At 32.3% G+C, this 15561-nt stretch carries 16 protein-coding genes, 6 tRNA genes and 1 riboswitch; of the genes, 3 read left to right on the forward strand and 19 right to left on the reverse strand.

The features are described from left to right. The first annotated feature begins 270 nt into the window (after positions 1-270). On the forward strand, positions 271-1191 hold the full coding sequence (locus A3M9_RS0102910; RefSeq protein WP_027307874.1) for a hypothetical protein: 921 nt from the start codon (positions 271-273) through the stop codon (positions 1189-1191). Positions 1192-1503: 312 nt separating this feature from the next. Here the strand turns inward: A3M9_RS0102910 and hpf are convergent, their stop codons facing one another. The 16 genes from hpf to A3M9_RS0102995 form a co-directional block, all read right to left on the reverse strand. Next, on the reverse strand, positions 1504-2028 hold the full coding sequence (gene hpf / locus A3M9_RS0102915; protein WP_027307875.1) for a ribosome hibernation-promoting factor, HPF/YfiA family: 525 nt from the start codon (positions 2026-2028) through the stop codon (positions 1504-1506). Between the two features lie 646 nt (positions 2029-2674). Beyond that, positions 2675-3409: a ComF family protein gene (locus tag A3M9_RS0102925; RefSeq protein WP_027307876.1), complete on the reverse strand. Its 735-nt coding sequence runs from the start codon at positions 3407-3409 to the stop codon at positions 2675-2677. Beyond that, positions 3319-4941 carry a hypothetical protein gene (locus tag A3M9_RS0102930; RefSeq protein WP_027307877.1) on the reverse strand — a complete coding sequence of 541 codons (1623 nt, stop codon included), beginning with the start codon at positions 4939-4941 and terminating at the stop codon, positions 3319-3321. Before A3M9_RS0102930 ends, A3M9_RS0102925 begins: the two co-directional genes overlap by 91 nt. An 18-nt stretch (positions 4942-4959) precedes the next feature. Further along, on the reverse strand, positions 4960-7173 hold the full coding sequence (locus A3M9_RS0102935) for an ATP-dependent RecD-like DNA helicase (protein ID WP_027307878.1): 2214 nt from the start codon (positions 7171-7173) through the stop codon (positions 4960-4962). A 20-nt stretch (positions 7174-7193) separates the two neighbouring features. Further along, complete coding sequence (locus A3M9_RS0102940) at positions 7194-7694, reverse strand: hypothetical protein (RefSeq protein ID WP_027307879.1); 501 nt, start codon at positions 7692-7694, stop codon at positions 7194-7196. Positions 7695-7776: 82 nt separating this feature from the next. After that, a complete protein-coding gene (locus tag A3M9_RS14360; protein ID WP_073247601.1) occupies positions 7777-7926 on the reverse strand; it encodes a YvrJ family protein in 150 nt (49 codons plus the stop codon). Between the two features lie 312 nt (positions 7927-8238). After that, positions 8239-8457, reverse strand: coding sequence for a DUF2922 domain-containing protein (locus A3M9_RS0102950; RefSeq protein ID WP_027307880.1), 219 nt, complete (start codon positions 8455-8457; stop codon positions 8239-8241). Positions 8458-8471: 14 nt separating this feature from the next. Beyond that, entirely contained in the window at positions 8472-8696 is a 225-nt protein-coding gene (locus A3M9_RS0102955; RefSeq protein WP_027307881.1) for a DUF1659 domain-containing protein, read from the reverse strand. A 132-nt stretch (positions 8697-8828) separates the two neighbouring features. After that, positions 8829-10016: a methionine adenosyltransferase gene (gene metK / locus A3M9_RS0102960; RefSeq protein ID WP_027307882.1), complete on the reverse strand. Its 1188-nt coding sequence runs from the start codon at positions 10014-10016 to the stop codon at positions 8829-8831. 191 nt (positions 10017-10207) lie between these two features. Continuing rightward, a riboswitch (SAM riboswitch) is annotated at positions 10208-10312 on the reverse strand. A gap of 108 nt (positions 10313-10420) precedes the next feature. Next, complete coding sequence (locus tag A3M9_RS0102965) at positions 10421-10789, reverse strand: YkvA family protein (RefSeq protein ID WP_027307883.1); 369 nt, start codon at positions 10787-10789, stop codon at positions 10421-10423. A gap of 260 nt (positions 10790-11049) precedes the next feature. Further along, positions 11050-11134, reverse strand: a tRNA-Tyr gene (locus A3M9_RS0102970). Positions 11135-11139: 5 nt separating this feature from the next. Further along, a tRNA-Thr gene (locus A3M9_RS0102975) sits at positions 11140-11215 on the reverse strand. A gap of 8 nt (positions 11216-11223) precedes the next feature. After that, positions 11224-11299, reverse strand: a tRNA-Val gene (locus A3M9_RS0102980). Positions 11300-11327: 28 nt separating this feature from the next. After that, a tRNA-Tyr gene (locus A3M9_RS0102985) sits at positions 11328-11412 on the reverse strand. 5 nt (positions 11413-11417) lie between these two features. After that, positions 11418-11493, reverse strand: a tRNA-Thr gene (locus A3M9_RS0102990). 8 nt (positions 11494-11501) lie between these two features. Continuing rightward, positions 11502-11577 (reverse strand) — tRNA-Val (locus tag A3M9_RS0102995). A 338-nt stretch (positions 11578-11915) separates the two neighbouring features. Between A3M9_RS0102995 and A3M9_RS0103000 the strand changes: the two genes are divergently transcribed. Then, a complete protein-coding gene (locus A3M9_RS0103000) occupies positions 11916-12659 on the forward strand; it encodes an ATP-binding protein (protein WP_027307884.1) in 744 nt (247 codons plus the stop codon). Here the strand turns inward: A3M9_RS0103000 and A3M9_RS0103005 are convergent. Further along, positions 12656-13219, reverse strand: a complete 564-nt coding sequence (locus A3M9_RS0103005; protein ID WP_143290220.1) for a hypothetical protein — start codon at positions 13217-13219, stop codon at positions 12656-12658. The two genes, A3M9_RS0103000 and A3M9_RS0103005, sit on opposite strands and share 4 nt — an antisense overlap. Before the next feature lie 106 nt (positions 13220-13325). On the opposite strand from A3M9_RS0103005, the gene yyaC reads away from it, so the two are divergent. Further along, positions 13326-13865: a spore protease YyaC gene (gene yyaC, locus A3M9_RS0103010; protein WP_027307886.1), complete on the forward strand. Its 540-nt coding sequence runs from the start codon at positions 13326-13328 to the stop codon at positions 13863-13865. 283 nt (positions 13866-14148) lie between these two features. Here yyaC and A3M9_RS0103015 read toward each other — a convergent pair whose 3' ends face one another. Next, positions 14149-15165, reverse strand: a complete 1017-nt coding sequence (locus A3M9_RS0103015; RefSeq protein WP_027307887.1) for a rod shape-determining protein — start codon at positions 15163-15165, stop codon at positions 14149-14151. 108 nt (positions 15166-15273) lie between these two features. Further along, the gene (gene spoIIID / locus A3M9_RS0103020) at positions 15274-15528 is read right to left on the reverse strand and encodes a sporulation transcriptional regulator SpoIIID (RefSeq protein WP_027307888.1); all 255 of its coding nucleotides are present in this window, start codon (positions 15526-15528) and stop codon (positions 15274-15276) included. Positions 15529-15561 lie beyond the last annotated feature (33 nt).

The raw sequence follows: 15561 nt of genomic DNA on the forward strand, positions 1-15561 counted from the left end.
TCATTTAAACCAATCGTTATCAATATTGAAAGGTTAAGATTGTGTTTATACATAGTTAAATCAAAAAAATATTAGCAAAAATTAGTTGACAAAATTAACCTTTGGATGTAAAATTAAAGTAAAGATATGTAGATATTTGACGAAATTTGAAACCCCCAATACACCACTCCCCCTACCCACTTAATGTGGGTATTTTTTTTTACCTAAAAGAAGGAATTGGAAAATAAACATAGAATATATATTTAATAACAAATGTTGGGGGGTGTTGTTTTGGATGAAATGCTTCTTCATCAACTAATAGAAGAAGTTAAACTTCTTAGGGAAGAAATTAGACTTTTAAATTTGAAAATTGATGGGGGGAGTAATTTAAAGAAAAATTTAATTAAAATTGAAAAATTAAATCACATAGGTGTTTCAGAAACTCAAAATGATACCATTGAGTTAAACAATCAAAATACTGCTATTAATTATATTATGTCGCGAAAAATGATGATAAAAAATTACAAAACTGATGTTGATGATGATATTTTTATGAAGCTCTCTAATTATCTTGGGAATAGATACGAATATCTTAGGGAATTATATGCTGTCATAAAACCCTCTTTATCAAATGGAAATAGTTTCTTTTTTAATATGCAGAACAAACCTCAAGAGGTTATAACCTACTGTACTCAGTTTTGTAGCCTTCTTTATAAAAACGCATTTTTATCAAACTATTCCTATAAAAAATCAAGTAGAATTATAACAGGAGCTCCCCAAAGAGTTGGTAGGGTAATAAACTTCTTTACAGGTGGATGGCTTGAAAACTACATTTTAAACATTGTAATTAGTGAGCTTCATACAAAGGGAATTAATGACTTTTCCTTTGTTCAAAACTGCCAGTTGGAACTACCAAATGGCGATAACTTTGAAGTTGATATGCTGTTTATAGTTAAAGATGTTCCTATATGGATAGAATGTAAAACAGGTGATTACCAAAGATATATATCAAAATACTCGGATTTTAGAAAACGTATGGGAACAACAAAAGAAAATTCACTCCTAATAATTTCAGACCTTCAAGCGGGACTTAGTAAAAACTTATCTTCGACATTTGATTTAACTGCAATGAGTTTATCAGAGGCAAAACTTTATATAAGTGAGTTAATTGAAAATATACAAAATAAGATACCAAGAGAAGAAGGGGCCTAACGGCCCCTTGAGATTGTTGACAAAACTACTTGTTAGCTAAATTTTGAAAAAGCCCCATGAATGGATTTCAATGGGCTCTTTCGTGAGCTTTAGCAATTCTTAGCTTTTCGACTTTGGAAAAGTCCGTAATTCGGCACAGGACGTGCCGAGCCGAGCGGCCATCAGGACGATGGCATCGCGAGGGTAGGACTTTTNCAAACAAAGAAAAGCTTAGAATTGATTAGCGAAATGAACGAATGCCCAAGAAATCCTTCATGGGGCTAATCAATATATAACTTTTTCAACAAACTAAAAGGGCCTAACGGCCCCTTCTTAAAATTCTGGTTCTATTAATCCATATCCTCCATCGTTTCTCTTATAAACAACGTTTACATCATCAGTCTCTGCATTCTTAAATACAAAGAAATCGTGTCCTAAAAGCTCCATCTGTAAAACTGCCTCTTCAACATTCATTGGCTTTAATGAAAATCTCTTTATCTTCTTTATATTAACATCATCCTCATCAAAATCATATTTTGGAACTTCTGCAAACTTTATAGCACCTTCTCTAATTTGTTTTTCAAGTTTTGTTTTATGTTTAATTATTTGCTTTTCAAGCTTCTCAACTACATTATCTATGGATGAATACATATCATTAGTTGATTCTTCTGCTCTTAGAATCATTCCATTGAAGGGTATTGTAACTTCAATTATTTGTTTTGTCTTTTGAACACTTAATGTTATATGTGCCTCTACATCTCCTGAAAAATACCTTTCTAATTTTCCAAGCTTCCTTTCTACTGTTGCCTTTAGGGCATCAGTTAATGCAACATTTTTACCTGTCATTATATACTTCATAGAATCTACCCCTTTCCTTATGTTATAAGGGAATTTGTTTATTATATTGTAATATTTTTATCAAATTAGTTCAAGTTCCCTTTTCAAAATTTTTTAACCATTTTGAGCATTCTAATTACGTTTTATATTTATTTTATGTATTTTTTGTACTTTTACTACACAAAATATATTTGTTCGAGTGTGGAAACTTTGGATAAATACCTGTGGATAATGTGTAAAAGTCTGTGCATAACTTTATTTTTAAGACTTTTATTTTTGTACAAGTTGTTGATAACTAATTTTCTTACAATTTTAATCGAACATAAGCAATATATTATAAAACAAATTTGTTAATCTTATTTTAACCAAAAATTATTTTTTAATTATAAAGTTAAAACAAAAAAAGTCTTCCACCCTTAGAAGACTTTTTTAAAAAATATAAAAAGGCTGTATCAACTGGCTGACCTGGTCTTTGCCCCCACACTCGCCTGCTGGAGGTTTTGCTTAAGGTGTATGCCTCTCACTAATCCCCCTCTCGAAGTTTTACTTCGGCAGGACTTACTTCTAAACCGCACCATGCTCATCAGACTTTTGTCTGACTTACGTGGGTCGTTTCGCCTGCGGCTAGCATCGACTTTCAACCACAGACCCAGCTGATACAACCTAATTAACAACTCTTTGCAAAACATATGGCATTAACTACATATGCACCCTTTTGTTTTAATGCCTTTGCACAATAATTTAGTGTTGCTCCTGTAGTTACGACATCATCTACAATTAAAACTTTTAATCCCTTTAAATTCCTCTCTGCACTAAAAGCATCCCATACATTATACCATCTATCTATGCCATTTAGCAATACTTGAGATTGAGTTTCTTTAACCCTAATAAGTAATTCTTCACATTTAATATTCGTATAATAGGATAGACACTTTGCAATCTCCTCTGATTGATTATATCCTCTATTCCTATATGTTCTTTTAGACTGCGGAACCCACGTAATTAAATCCGCATCTAAGTTTATATTTTTATTAATTAGATAGGCAATAACATTAGATAAATCTTTTTTCCCCCTATATTTCAAATCGTGTACAATATCCCTTACATTACCTTTAAACTCATAAAGTGCTATACACTCATCTAAAAAAATATCATCTTGTCCATCTATTTTTACTATATCCGTTACTCTTTCAAAACTATCTTGACATCCATCACAAATATATACTTCTTCATAGTCAAGTTCTCTACCACAAATAATACAAAAATATGGCTGTTGAAATATAACCTCTAACAGGCAATTTAGCAAAAATACTATTTTTTCAAATATCCCTTTTCCCACGCAACCTTGTTTAATATTCTTATTGTTGATTTTGCTATCTGCATATTTTCTGTTTCCTGACATGACACAAAATATACCTCTCCTATTTTCTTTCCTTGAAAATTCATAGGAATTTGACACATATATATTATTGCCTCTAATGTATATGCCCTATTGTCACTATACATAATGATTACATTTGTATTTTCATAGCTTAAATATGCATCAGCTGCATCAGAGGAAATCAATATGCTGCCCTCTTTTTTCATAAATCTAAAGAGTCCATCCTTATCTTTATGAGTTGAATACTCTATCAAATCTGTATCAATATTTAAAGTCTGAGATAAAATATAATAAACCTTCTGGATATAACCTTCATCTGGCACAAAAATAATCAAGTTGTTTTTCTTGCTTATTGTAAAAAGTATAAAATCTATTGCCATTTGAGGCATAAAATCCTCTGTCCCATCTAAATATCTGGAGATTATATTCATAGGTTCAGGCATAGGTTTTTTAATTCCATCTACAGGCATATAAATCAAATCTTTATATTCCTTTTTATCTTCCTCATTTAGTGAAACCGATATTTTCAAAAACTTACCTCTCTCTTTTTTTGCTTTTTTGAAAATTTCATCCTGAAGGCTCGTTAAATCTAAAAATATCAGCCTTTTATCAAATATAACTAAATCAAAGGACTTATAAAAGCAGGGGTAATCTGTATACGATGTTACAATTATCTCGCAGTCAACAAGTTTTGCCTTTCTCCCAAGAACTATCTCTACCCTTGCACCATTTATTTTACTTTGAAACTCCTGTTTTGCTTCGTTTATAAATTTAGGAGAAGTAATATATAGAACTCTTCCTCCTACCTTTAACACTTCATAAACTGCCTCTATTAAAACATCAATGCTAAATGCCTTTGGCGATGAAAGAAGCATACTTTTTTCCCTTTTAGACTTTATAAATTCTGTTACTTCCTTCAATGTATTAACTGTTGCTATAGAACTCCTATTTATTATAGGTTCAATATGGGGCGGCTTTAAATTATTATAGTTGTCAGCAGCATAGAGAAGTATATCATCCTCAATATGTTCAAAATTACAAACATCGCATTTTTCCTTTTCACACAAAAAACATACTTCTTTATTTTTAATGGTTTTTACAGCCTTTGTATATTTAATTCTTCTCTCACAATACAGAGTCTGTATTACATCTATAACTAATTCATAATCCATATTTTTTATTTCATCTAATTCCATTAAATATCTAAAGGAAATTATCTTTCCCTTTATATATTCCTCTATCCTCTCTAAATCCTCAACCTTGGGAATAGGCTTACCACTTGTGATAAACCTGCTCTCTTTTTTTATACCATAACTCTTTAATATTTTATTTAAATAATACTCCTGAAGAGATATGAATCTACCAATAAAGTTTCCACTGTAAATTTGATTTATTATCTCTTCAGCAACACATAAATCTATTTTATCCGTTAATATCTCTATATTAGTTATTCCCCTAATCTTCCTTAAGACTTCAAAATCTATCTGAGGATTTAGTGTAATATCATATATGCTTCCGCCCTTACCCCTTGCCTTATATAAATATACCTCCACACAGAACACTCCCTTTTATCAGGATATTGCCTTTAAATAATTAATTATTCTACATCTTAGCCCTGAATACCTCTTTGTTATTGTATTATTTTTTATCATATATTTTAGTGCGGCTCTGTTTCCTATAAGGACAACAAGCTCCTTTGCACGCGTTACACCTGTATAAATTAAATTTCTTGTCATAAGCATTGGTGGCCCAAAGCATACAGGTATAACTACTACCTTAAATTCACTTCCTTGACTTTTGTGAATTGTAATTGCATAGGCAAGCTCAAGTTCTTCAAGATTTGAAAAGTCATATTCAACTTTTCTATCATCAAACATAACTATTATTTGCTGATTTTCTAAATCAATATCCTCTATATATCCTATGTCTCCATTAAATACTCCTCTTCCCTTTTCCCCTGTGACTACACTTTCCCATTCTATATTGTAGTTGTTTTTAATCTGCATAACCTTATCAAATCTTCTAAAAACAAATTCCCTAAAACTCTTTTCTGTTTTAAACTTTGCTGGTGGGTTTAAAACAGACTGCATACTTATATTAAGGTTGTTAACACCCGCATCTCCCTTTCTCATTGGAGATAATATTTGAATATCTTTAACAGGGTCAATATCCTTTTTAAACCCTGGTAATCTTTCAGATACAAGCTTTACAAGCTCATCATTTAAACTCTGTGTCCCATCTAATTCGATAAAAAAGAAATCCTTATCCTTTTCATTTAAAATTGGCATCTCTCCATTATTTATTTTATGTGCATTAATAGTTATTAGACTTTTGTCCTGCTGTCTAAATATTTTGTTAAGCTTTGCAACACATATACTTCCACTTTCAATTATATCCCTTAGCACATTGCCTGCACCAACTGATGGAAGCTGATCAACATCACCAACTATTATAAGCCTTGTACCCTTCGCTACTGCCTTTAAAAGGCTGTTCATAAGCAGTATATCTATCATAGAAGCCTCATCGATTATGATTGCATGTGCTTCAATTGGACTTTCTTCATCCTTTGTAAATATTGGTATTTCATTCTCCGGCATATATTCCATCTCAAGCAGTCTATGTATAGTCTTTGCTTCATATCCTGTTGTTTCAGTTATTCTCTTTGCCGCTCTTCCTGTAGGTGCTGCTAAAACTACACTTAAACCTCTTTTCTCAAATAGTTTAATTATACACTTTATTATTGTTGTTTTCCCTGTGCCAGGTCCACCTGTAATAACACAAACACCATTTTTAACTGCCTTTTCAATAGCCTCCCTCTGCTCTTTTGCAAACTCTATTCCATTTTCATTTTCGTATTCTTTTATTTCTTCCTCTATTTCATCAAAATCCTGATTATAATTTTGAAACGAAAGCTCTATTAATTTTCTTGCTACATAAAGCTCTGATAGATAATAATATCTTAAATATACTGCTTCATCATTATCCACATTTTCTATATAAATTTCTTTATTTAAGTTGAGCATTATTATCTGTTCCCTTATTATTTCATCTGGAACATTTAAAATCTTAACGCACTCTTTAACGAGTTCCTCCTTTGGTAAATAAACGTGGCCATTTGCAATACATTGAGAAAGAATATATTTAATTCCTGCCTTAACCCTCTCCTCCGACATCATATCGTATCCTAAATTAACGGCTATCCTATCTGCTGTTTTAAAACCAACACCAGAAACTTCGTCACACAGCCTATAGGGATTAGATTTTAAAACTGCATTAGTTTCTTCTCCATATCGTTTAAAAATCTTTATCCCAAGCCCAGCAGTTATACCATAGCTCTGAAGAAAAACCATTACCTCCTTAAGCTGTCTCTGTTCCTTAAAGGATTCTGCTATTTTTTCTGCTTTTTTAGGACCTATTCCCTCCACCTCAGTAAGTTTATCAGGATTCATTTCTATTATATCAAGTGAATCTTTGCCAAAACGTTCAACTATTTTTTTAGCTGTAGCAGGTCCTATTCCCTTTATAAGGCCTGAGGCTAAATATCTTTCTATCCCCTCTATTGTTGACGGCTTTACTTCCTCACAGTAATGCACCTTAATCTGTTGTCCAAAGTTAGGGTGAAATACCCATTCACCCTGTACCTTTACTCTTTGCCCTATATTTATAAATGGAATATGACCAACAACTGAAACCAAATCCTTGTTATGCCTTATTTTAGCAACTGTATAACCATTTTCTTCATTCTTAAAAACAATATTTTCAACTACACCTTCTATATCTATCATCCAACTCTCTCCTACTAAATTTATCTTTTTAGTATTATTGTCTCTAATTTATCGTTAAGTTTCAAGACCTCATTTAAAATTGTAACAATGTTGCTATATTCTATTTTAAGTATTGTACTACTTAAATTCTTGGCAACATTTATTCTTTTTATAATACTTCTTCTATTTTCTACAAAAAATATTTTACTCCCATTATTTAATAATATGAAATTTTCATAAACTTGTTCAATAAAAAACAAGTTTATATATCCGTAACCTCCATCCCTGTGAACCCTTGGAGTTCTAACTTTAATTGGCACTAATATTGTGTCAGATGATAGTGCTATAGGGGTTAACTTACCTAAATTTGTTATCCTATTACATTTATATTTTAGCTCCCTTATATCCTGGTTATATTGTTTTGCAACTTGTCTTAGGCCATATCTTATATTCTTTTTTAGAACTACTTCATCTCTCTCATAAATAAGTATAGTACAATCCCCAACACCCTCTTTGTATTCTGGCTTAATGCAAACTAACATCAAACTCCTCCCCTTTGTAAATATAAAATGTTATATATACAATTATAATCGAACATATGTTCGATGTCAAAACCCTGTTTTTTTAAAATTTACAAATATTTGATATGTTTTTAGAAAGTTCATTTATGCTCTCTGTTAGTTTTTCCAATTTATTTTCCAATCTAACTAAAAGATAAATTGATAATACAATCGGAAAACCAAAATTGGCTATTTGATTAAATAATTCCTCCATAATATCCCTCCATTATTTATATAAATTATACCTACAACTTATTGAAATCAATACATAACAAACACTTATTTTATATTTTTACAAAAGCCCCATATATGGATTTTGAGGCCGTTTCATAAACTTTAAGTATTTATGAAACCTATATTGAAAAAGTCCATAGTACTTTTAAAACAACATATAAAACATTATCTCTAAAGAAACTATAATTAAAGGTTTGGGACTTTTTCATTTAATATTTATTGTCACAGCCTAAAATCCATTATGGGGCTAAATTTAGCCTATTCATTCATCCAACTAATGAAGTGCCAAACATTATCTTACTGCAAGCTCTTCTACTTCTCTATTTACTACCTGTGCAGACATTATTGTTATTAAGTTTCCACCTGTTGATGTAAATATGTTCTTGCTTATAATATCCTGCATAACTGTCTTTACTTCCTGTTCTGTTATGTTTTCCCTTACATTTGGAATTGAAAGTGAAACATTCTTACCTGCTTCATTTTGAAATACCATAACAAGTGACTTTGCCATAATCTACACCCCCATTATTCATTTACTAATTCAAGAACTTCTTGTCTTAAAACTTCAATAAGATTTCCATCAACCAATGTAGAGATAGATTGTGCTGTTTCAAATACTGCCTGATGGTCTGCTTGAGGTTTTACCTTCCTTAAATTAACCACCTTTATTATGTCGTTTCCTCTTGCGTCAACTCCCATATTAAATTTCATAAGTAATGTTGATGATTGTTTAAAATCTTTTACTGCCATTTTTAATTCCCCCTTTCACTTATATAAATTGTAAATAGGGAATATTTTTACACCCTTTAAAATATAATTTTGACAAAAATCTAAAATAAAAAGTTCTATGCAACATTTCTATATTGCATAGAACTTAACTTATTACATTTCAGCTATAAGCTTCTTTATTTCATCTACCTTGTTTAATCTTTCCCAAGGTAAATCTAAATCTGTTCTACCAAAGTGACCATAAGCTGCAACTTGTCTGTAGATTGGTCTTCTTAAGTCAAGATGCTTAATTATTGCTGCTGGTCTTAGATCAAATACCTTGTTGATTATTTCAATTATCTTTTCATCTGGTAACTTTCCTGTTCCAAATGTATCAACAGTTATTGAAACTGGCTTTGCTACACCTATAGCATATGCAACTTCAACTTCAAGCTTTTCTGCTACACCAGCTGCTACAAGGTTCTTTGCAACCCATCTTGCTGCATAAGCTGCTGAACGGTCAACCTTAGTTGGATCCTTTCCTGAGAAGGCACCACCACCGTGACGGCCATATCCACCGTATGTATCAACTATAATCTTTCTTCCTGTTAGACCTGAGTCTCCGTGTGGTCCACCTATTACGAATCTTCCTGTTGGGTTTATGTAATATTTAGTATTTTCATCAAGAAGGTTTGCTGGAACAACCTTTCTTATAACGTGTTCAATCATATCTCTTTCTATTTGTTCTCTTGTAACTTCTGGGCTGTGTTGAGTTGATATAACTATTGTATCTATTCTAACTGGCTTATCATCTTCATATTCAACAGTTACTTGAGTCTTTCCATCTGGTCTTAGATAGTCAAGTGTTCCATTTTTTCTAACTTCAGCAAGTCTTCTTGATAGTCTATGTGCCATTGCTATTGGAAGTGGCATATATTCTGGTGTTTCAGTACAAGCAAAACCAAACATCATACCTTGGTCTCCAGCACCTGTAGTTGCAAATTCGTTTTCTTCACCCTTCTTTGCTTCAAGTGCCTTGTCAACACCCATTGCAATATCTGATGATTGCTCATCTATTGAAGTTATAACTGCACAAGTATCACAGTCAAATCCATATTTTGCTCTTGTATATCCTATTTCTTCGATTGTTCTTCTAACAACCTTTGGAATATCAACATAACATTTTGTTGATATTTCCCCCATAACAAGTACCATACCTGTTGTTACTGCTGTCTCACAAGCTACTCTTGCCTCTGGGTCTTCAGCTAATATAGCATCAAGTATCGCATCTGAAATTTGATCACAAATCTTATCTGGATGTCCTTCAGTAACTGATTCTGATGTAAATAATCTTCTTGCCATCTTTCTACCTCCTTTTAATATATAAATAAAATTGTTTACACTTTAATTGAAGGATTTTGAGACTAAATTTAGTATTTCTCAATCTTTTGTTTTTAATGATATGAAAATTATAAACTATATTATTTAAACCGTTTATAATTTTCAATGCATAATAAAAACCCCTTCTGACGAAGAGGCTTATATCCATAAGACTCTCATCTGCCAGAATTTAAATTCTGCAGGAATTGGCACCATTGTGCTTATGCACCGGTTGCCGGGCTTCATCGGGCCAGTCCCTCCACCTCTCTTGATAAGAGTTTCCTGTATTCAATTTAAACATCTTGAGTAATATTATCACAATAAAATATGTATGTCAATAATATTATTTATAATTTTATTTAATTAAAATATTTGCAGGACTTATCTTATCTAAATAACCTTCTAATCAATAAATATATAAGTAATAGCCATATGGCTGAAATTAACAAAGCTGAAACTATTTTTTTACCCTTAAATTTGCTTAAGTCAACCTCTATTTCTCTGCATTCTTCTATAACATAGTCAGGTACTAACTTTAATGACAGATATATTCCTAAGGGTAAAATCAATAGGTCATCTAAATAACCTAAAATAGGTATGAAATCTGGTATTAAATCTATAGGACTTAAAGCATAAGCTATAACTATTCCAATTGATATTTTTGCATACCAAGGTGTTTTAGGATATGTATATATCTTATACAATAGTTCAAGTTGCTTTAACAAATTTTCTGCCCATTTTTTTATTTTTTTCACTATAATCACCACTTTTTATTTATATTTAACTAATAAGCACAGAAGTTGCCTACTTCTATAATTGGGTAATGAATGTCGATTATCTTATAAAATAGTTATATAGAAAAAAACTAAGCTGCAATAAGCCACATAGTGATATTTTAGAGGCAAATTAGCCCTTTTAGCTTAGGGCAAGCTTACTTCAATTTGAGTATTGACCACTATCCACCACCTATAAAAGATGTATTTACTACTAAAAAAGAGACGCATATGCGTCTCTTTGGTGGGACGGGGTGGATTCGAACCACCGAAGGCTGCGCCAACAGATTTACAGTCTGCCCCCTTTGGCCACTCGGGAACCGTCCCATATATGGAGCCGGCTATAGGAATCGAACCTACAACCTACTGATTACAAGTCAGTTGCTCTGCCAATTGAGCTAAGCCGGCATCTTATGTGGTGGGCACGACAGGGCTCGAACCTGTGACCCTCTGCTTGTAAGGCAGATGCTCTCCCAGCTGAGCTACGCGCCCATATATTAATATTTTATTTTTAATTTATTGGTGGGGCGAGGTGGATTCGAACCACCGAAGGCTGCGCCAACAGATTTACAGTCTGCCCCCTTTGGCCACTCGGGAATCGCCCCACTTATGGAGCCGGCTATAGGAATCGAACCTACAACCTACTGATTACAAGTCAGTTGCTCTGCCAATTGAGCTAAGCCGGCATCTTATGTGGTGGGCACGACAGGGCTCGAACCTGTGACCCTCTGCTTGTAAGGCAGATGCTCTCCCAGCTGAGCTACGCGCCCACGTTTTTACTCATCTTTTTCGTCGCTTTTTTCATTCGTCCCTCGCGACAAGTGTTATTATATAAGAGCCAAAAACTTTTTTCAAATATAATATTCCCTGTTTTTTAAGATTATATTCATATTTCTTTAAAATACTTTTATATTCTTTAAATAACTCATTATTTTATATTTAGCATCAATAGATTTCTTATAAATTATCTGCTTAAGAAATTTCTTTGATACTATTTAATTTCTATGCATTGCTCTATACTTTATCTCCTACAGCTTCCCCCTTGTCAATCAACAATATTTATTGTAAATTTAATCTATAAATAATCGTAATTAAAAGGTGGGATAAAATGAAACAAATACTTGGAAAGCTACGAAGGGCTGCAACAGATTTCAATATGATTCAAGATGGCGATAAAATTGCTGTTGGTGTATCAGGTGGTAAGGATAGCAATCTGCTTCTTAAAGCATTAAAGATGTATCAAAGATTCTCTAATGAAAAATTCGATATTGTAGCTATAACAATTGATATGGGTTTTAAAGAATATACCCCTGAACCTTTAATAGAATATTTTAAGGAGCTTGATATTGAATTTAAAATAGTACCAACTCAAATAGGTGAAATATTATTTGATGTTAGGAAAGAAAAAAATCCTTGTTCTCTTTGTGCTAATATGAGAAGAGGAATACTGCACGATACTGCTAAAGAACTTGGATGTAATAAGGTTGCTCTTGGTCATCATCTTAACGATGCCATTGAAACCTTTTTATTATCACTTTTTTATGAAGCAAGACTTAATACCTTTTCTCCTGTAACCTATTTATCAAGGAAGGATTTATATTTAATAAGGCCTTTTGTTTATGTGTATGAAAAGGAAATAATAGGAGCTTGTAATAAATATAATATTCCTGTTGTTAAAAATCCCTGCCCTGCAAATGGTGAAACAAAGAGACAATATATGAAGGATTTAATAAAACAAATTGAACACGATATACCCTTTGTAAAGGATAATATACTGAATGCGATTACAAATATAGATCAACTTAATATATGGGATAAAGAAAAAATAAGCAAAATTTGCAAAAAGGATTAATTGCTATATTTATAAACTATACCTATTAACTCTTCATATTTTTCCTTAGGAAGCCTATCCTTTAAAATTTTAAATATATAATCGGCTTCCTTTTCTGTAACCCCATCCTTTATTATGTCATTTAATATTAAAATATCAGAAGGTTTCAAGTATTTTATTAATGAAAAAATATAAGCCTTATCATCAAGGCTTATTTTATTTTCCATAGACATAACATCGTATGTTGCTACTTGTGTTGTTTCAGCTATGCTGTCTATGTTGTAATATTCACTCGCTATATAAGTATCATATATGTATTTTAATTTTTCTATATTATTTAAACTTTGCTTATTTGTTTTTTTCTCTTCTTTATCTTTAGTTTTATTTTCTTCAAGCTTTATATTAATACCCCGATTAAAATCATCAAATATATAGCCTGTGTTCTCATCTTGAACATCATAAACTTTTTCCTCAATTGTTTCATTAACTAAAGTCTCAACTTCATTGGGTTTGATTGTAAACATTGTATACAGTGTTATTATAGTTATAATAATTACAAGGTAACTATATATTCTTTTCATAACACCCCTCCTCATATTATATTTTCCCCCTTAATTTTTTTTATATTCATTTTAGTAATAATTTACCTTTATATATGTGTATATATTAAATAAGGGGGTGGAGGATGTGCCTAATAGAGATGATTTAATAGGAATGAAGGTACATTTTAAAGATAAAGATGCTGTTGATAAGCTTTCGGAATATCTTAAAAAATTTATACGTAAAAATACTATTATTCTGTGTATTGGTACTGATAAATGTATTGGAGACTCCTTAGGTCCATTAGTTGGAACTTTACTCACCGACAAAAATTTCAATCTGCCTGTAATTGGGACACTCGAGGATCCTGCCCACGCAGTAAACTTAGAAACAAAGATTAACTTTATTAATCAATATTATAAACATCATTTTGTTATTGCAGTAGATGCTTGCCTTGGATATTCTGATTTTGTTGGTGATATTCAAGTTAAGTTAGGACCTGTATCTCCTGGAAAGGGTGTTGGTAAAAAATTACCAAAAGTTGGAGATATCTCTATAATAGGAGTTGTAGATACAACGGATAATTCGGATATATTTGCCTTTAATTCTACAAGACTCGGGTTTGTTATGCAGATGGCAAAAGTAATAACAGATGCCTTTATAAAGGCAGCAAAGGAGTCACTTTAAAACAATGATTAGCCCCATGAAGGATTTATTGGTCATCGATTCATATCGCTAAGCAATTCTAAGCTTTTCTTTGTTTGATAAAGTCTACCCTCGCGATGCCATCGTCCTGATGGCCGCTCGGCTCGGCACGTCCTGTGCCGAATTACGGACTTTTCCAAAGTCGAAAAGCTAAGAATTGCTAAAGCTTATGAAAGAGCCTATTGAAATCCTATCATGGGGCTTTTCAGATTTTTGCTAACAATTAAGTTTGTCAACAATCTGCAGCACGCAGTTATGCGTGCTTTTAATAGTTTGATATTTTAACCTCTTCAAGCTTTTCTATAAAATCTAATGCTTTCCCTGTTCCAAGTGCTACACAGGATACTGCATCCTCTGCTACCTTAACAGGCACGTTAGTCCTATCTTCTATGAATTTATCAAGTCCCCAAAGAAGTGAACCTCCTCCTGTCATAAGTATGCCTTTATCACTTATATCTGCTGCAAGTTCTGGAGGAGTTTTTTCAAGAACTGAATGAACACATTCTGCAATTTCGTGTACAGGCTCAGCAAGTGCTTCTCTTATCTCTTCAGAACTTACAACTATATTTTTGGGAAGACCTGAAATTAAATCTCTTCCTCTTATTTCCATAGAAACATCTTCTTCTCTCTTAAATGCACATCCAATATTAATCTTTAATTCTTCTGCTGTTCTTTCTCCAATCATCAACTTATATTTCTTTCTTATATATCTAATAATTGCCTCATCAAATTTGTCTCCAGCAACCTTTACTGAAGACCTAACTACCATCCCTCCAAGGGATATAACTGCAACGTCTGTGGTTCCTCCCCCAATATCTACCACCATTGTACCACTTGGTTTTGATATATCTAATCCTGCACCAATTGCTGCTGCTATAGGTTCTTCTATTAAATAAACTTTTCTTGCACCTGCATTCAATGCTGCATCTTTAACTGCTCTTTTTTCAACCTCTGTCGCCTCACAGGGAATACATACTACTACTCTTGGCTTACCCCATCCTCTTTTATTGTAAGCCTTCTTTATAAAATGACTTAACATCTTTTCTGTTACATCATAGTCAGAAATTACACCTTCCCTTAATGGTCTCTTTGCCACTATATTGCCTGGGGTTCTACCAATCATACTTTTGGCATCTTCACCAACAGCTAAAATTTTATTACTCATTTTCTCTATAGCAACTACAGATGGTTCCTTTAATACTATTCCTTTTCCTTTTACATATACAAGTACTGTGGCAGTTCCTAAGTCTATTCCAATGTCATTTGCAGTAAAAAATCCCATTTGACACACTCCCTACATAATTTTACTTAACAATTAATTATTCTACATTTTTTACTTTTTTCCTTTATTTAAAAAGTAAATTTTTTGTTAAGAAAATAGGGAGTGCTATTATGCTTCTGCAGATTTGTATTTTAATTTAGTTGCCTTCCCTCCTCTAATATGCCTTTCTGCTTTATTTAAATCCAATACTTCCTTTGCTTCCTTTGCAATCTGTGGATTAATTTTGGGCAACCTCTCTGTTATATCCTTATGGATGGTGCTTTTACTTACTCCAAACATCTTAGCAGTTTTTCTTATTGTTGCCTTAGATTCAATGATGTACTTTGCAACTTCTAAAACTCTCTCTTCTATATAGTCCTTCAAGGCATGTACCTCCCTTAAATACTCTTATATCAT

The organism is Caloramator sp. ALD01, from assembly GCF_000472625.1.
GTDB lineage: Bacteria > Bacillota > Clostridia > Clostridiales > Caloramatoraceae > Thermobrachium > Thermobrachium proteoclasticum.

Bases quoted from the DNA above. Each gene is read 5' to 3' on its own strand.
- hpf (WP_027307875.1), bottom strand. From the start codon at position 2,028: ATGAAGTATATAATGACAGGTAAAAATGTTGCATTAACTGATGCCCTA.
- A3M9_RS0102925 (WP_027307876.1), bottom strand. From the start codon at position 3,409: ATGTCAGGAAACAGAAAATATGCAGATAGCAAAATCAACAATAAGAAT.
- A3M9_RS0102935 (WP_027307878.1), bottom strand. From the start codon at position 7,173: ATGATAGATATAGAAGGTGTAGTTGAAAATATTGTTTTTAAGAATGAA.
- A3M9_RS0102940 (WP_027307879.1), bottom strand. From the start codon at position 7,694: ATGTTAGTTTGCATTAAGCCAGAATACAAAGAGGGTGTTGGGGATTGT.
- A3M9_RS14360 (WP_073247601.1), bottom strand. From the start codon at position 7,926: ATGGAGGAATTATTTAATCAAATAGCCAATTTTGGTTTTCCGATTGTA.
- A3M9_RS0102950 (WP_027307880.1), bottom strand. From the start codon at position 8,457: ATGGCAAAGTCACTTGTTATGGTATTTCAAAATGAAGCAGGTAAGAAT.
- A3M9_RS0102955 (WP_027307881.1), bottom strand. From the start codon at position 8,696: ATGGCAGTAAAAGATTTTAAACAATCATCAACATTACTTATGAAATTT.
- metK (WP_027307882.1), bottom strand. From the start codon at position 10,016: ATGGCAAGAAGATTATTTACATCAGAATCAGTTACTGAAGGACATCCA.
- A3M9_RS0103000 (WP_027307884.1), top strand. From the start codon at position 11,916: ATGAAACAAATACTTGGAAAGCTACGAAGGGCTGCAACAGATTTCAAT.
- A3M9_RS0103005 (WP_143290220.1), bottom strand. From the start codon at position 13,219: ATGAAAAGAATATATAGTTACCTTGTAATTATTATAACTATAATAACA.
- A3M9_RS0103015 (WP_027307887.1), bottom strand. From the start codon at position 15,165: ATGGGATTTTTTACTGCAAATGACATTGGAATAGACTTAGGAACTGCC.